Genomic DNA, 3,251 nt, shown 5'->3' on the forward strand with positions numbered 1-3,251 from the left:
GTCCTCGTGATAGAGAAAACCGCCGGACTGCCGCTTCCACAGCCGCGCATAGAGCCCCTCGAGTGCTACCAACTCGTCATGCGTGCCTTGCTCGACGATGCGGCCACCGTCGAGCACCACCAGCCGGTCGAGTGCCGCGATCGTCGACAGCCGGTGGGCGATGGCGATGACCGTCTTGTTTTCCATCAGCCGCGTCAGATTCTCCTGGATCGCCGCCTCGATGTCGGAATCGAGCGCCGAGGTCGCTTCGTCGAGGATCAGGATCGGCGCGTCCTTGAGGAAGACACGGGCGATAGCCACGCGCTGGCGCTGGCCGCCTGACAGTTTGACGCCGCGCTCGCCGACAAAGGCTTCGTAGCCGGCGCGGTCCCTGTTGTCGCGCAAGGTCAGGATGAACTCGTGCGCCTCGGCCTTTTTCGCCGCCGCGATCACCTCCGCATCGGTCGCGTCAGGCATGCCGAGCTTGATGTTGTCGCGCAGCGAACGGTGGAACAGCGCCGTGTCCTGGCTGACGACGCCGATATTGGCGCGCAGCGAATTCTGCGTGACTTTGGCGACATCCTGGCCATCGATGGTGATCGACCCGCTCTCCAGATCGTAGAGGCGCAGGATCAGGTTCGCGAGCGTCGTCTTGCCGGCGCCAGACGGTCCGACCAGCCCGACCTTCTCGCCCGGCTTGACGACAAGGTCGATGCCGTTCAGCACGCCGAAACCTTTGCCGTAATGGAACTCGACGTTGTTCACCTCGATACGACCGCCTGCCACCACGAGTTCCTTGGCGTCGGGCGCATCGATGAGGCCGAGGGGCTGCGAAATCAGCGCCTTGGAGTTCTCCAGCACGCCGAGGTTTCGCAAGATGCTGTTGAGCTGCATCATCAGCCGGCCGAGCAGCATGTTGAGCCGCAGCACCAGCGACAGCGTGAAGGCGACCGCGCCGACGGTGATCGAGCCCTCGACCCAGAGATAAACGGCAAAGCAGCCGATCGCCGTGATCATAATGCCCGACAGCGTCGTCAACGCCATGCGCACGCCGGTCAGCCGGCGGGTGAACGGGCGCAATGCGTCGAGGTAGATGTCGAAACCGTTCCTGATGTAGCGGTCGTCGCCGTCGGCCGAGAACAGTTTCAGCGTCTGCACGTTGGAATAGGAATCGACGATGCGACCGGTGATCATCGAGCCGGCCTCGGCGGTTTCCTCGGCATGCTTGCGGATTGCCGGCAAGTAGAGCTTGGCCAGCCAAGCGAAAGCGGAAATCCAGATCACCACCAGCACCGCCAGCCTGAGATCGAGGCCTGCGACCAGCGCCAGCGTCGTCACCGTGTAGACGATCATGAACCAGACGACCTCGATGAAGCTTTCCATCAGGTCGCCGGTGGCTTGCCCCGCCTGCCAGACCTTTGTCGCGATGCGGCCGGCGAAATCGTTCTGGAAAAAGGCGTAGGACTGGCGCGAGACATGCCGGTGTGCCTGCCAGCGCACCAGATTGTAGAAGCCCGGCGTGATGGTCTGTTCATCGACCAGCGCCGACAGGCCGACGACGACGGTGCGGATGACCAGCACCACCACGACCATGAAAACCAGTTCAGGACCGGCGGCGGCCCACAGTGCGTGCCAGCTGCGCTCGGCGGGAAGCTGGTCGAGAATATCGACGAGCCGCCCGACGAAGTAGAACAGGCCGGCCTCGACCAGCGGCGCGATGCCGCCGATGACCAGCATGGCGAAGAAGGCGAACTTCGCCTGGCCGACATAGTGCCAGAGGAAACCGCCGACGCTGGTCGGTGGCCGAAGATTCGCTGGCTCCCTGAACGGATAGACCCAGTTCTCGAACCAGCGATAGACGGCTGTCATCATGCGGCGGCCATCATTCTGCGGCTTGCCCCTTTGCAAGTGCATCGTTGGCGGGGTCGGCGGGACCGCCCTCAAGCAGGAACCCGCCCGACTGGCGCTGCCAGAGCTGCGCGTAGAGCCCGCCGCGGGCGACGAGTTCCTCGTGCGAACCTTCCTCGATGACACGGCCTTTGTCCATCACCACCAGCCTGTCCATCGCCGCGATGGTCGACAGTCGGTGCGCGATGGCGATGACGGTCTTACCTTGCATGAGCTTGTAGAGGTTCTCCTGGATCGCCGCCTCGGCTTCGGAATCAAGCGCCGAGGTCGCTTCGTCAAGGATAAGTATTGGCGCATCCTTCAACATAACGCGAGCAATGGCGATGCGTTGACGCTGGCCGCCGGACAATTTGACGCCGCGGTCGCCGACATGGGCATCGAAGCCCTTCCGGCCACCGGCATCCGAAAGCCCTGATATGAAGTCCAGCGCCTCGGCGCGCCGCGCCGCCTCGACAAGCATCTCGTCGGTGGCATCGGGCCGGCCATAGAGGATGTTCTCGCGCACCGAACGATGCAGCAGCGAGGTGTCCTGCGTGACCATGCCGATCTGCGCACGCAGCGAATCCTGCTTCACACCGGCGATCTCCTGGCCGTCGATCAATATCTGCCCGGCTTCGAGGTCGTAGAAGCGCAGCAACAGGTTGACCAGCGTCGACTTGCCGGCGCCGGAGCGGCCTACGATGCCGACCTTTTCGCCCGGCTTCACCGCCAGCGACAAGCCTTCGATCACACCCTTCTGCTTGCCGTAGTGGAAGCGGATGTCCTCGAAGCGGATTTCACCCCTGGAAACGCTGATCTCCTTCGCGTCCGGCCTGTCCTCGACAAGACGCGGCAGCGAGATCGAGGCGATGCCGTCCTGCACCGTGCCGATGTTCTCGAACAGGCCCGACATTTCCCACATGATCCATTGCGACATGCCCCACATCCTGAGCACAAGGCCGATGACCACGGCGACCGCGCCGATCGTCACTGCTTGCCCCAGCCACAGCCACAACGCCATCGCGGTGACGGAGAACAAGAGCAATGCATTCAGGATGTAAAGCGAGCCAAAAAGCACTGTCACCAGCCGCATCGACCGGTAGACCGTTTCGAGAAAGCCGGACATGCCGTCTTTGGCGAATGACGCTTCGCGGCGTGCATGGCTGAACAGCTTGACCGTCTGGATGTTGGAGTAGCTATCGACGACCCGGCCGGTCATGATCGAGCGCGCATTGGCCTGCTCCTCGCCGACCTTGCCCAACCGCGGGATGAAGTAGCGCAGCAAAAGGATATAGCCGACCAGCCAGACGCCGAGCGGCGCGGCCAGCCGCCAGTCGGCCGAGCCGACGATGAGCAGCATGCCGAGGAAATAGACGATAACGTAG

2 protein-coding genes are annotated in these 3,251 nt (G+C 63.1%); both read right to left on the reverse strand.

Annotated elements, in window-relative coordinates; genetic code table 11:
- A partial coding sequence (locus tag EN893_RS25510) for an ABC transporter ATP-binding protein (protein ID WP_164901092.1) occupies positions 1-1,851 on the reverse strand: 1,851 nt, incomplete at its 3' end.
- 10 nt (positions 1,852-1,861) lie between these two features.
- The coding region (locus tag EN893_RS25515) for an ABC transporter ATP-binding protein (RefSeq protein ID WP_164901093.1) at positions 1,862-3,251 on the reverse strand (1,390 nt) is incomplete at its 5' end.

The organism is Mesorhizobium sp. M7A.F.Ca.CA.004.04.2.1 (genome assembly GCF_004022825.1).
Lineage (GTDB): Bacteria > Pseudomonadota > Alphaproteobacteria > Rhizobiales > Rhizobiaceae > Mesorhizobium.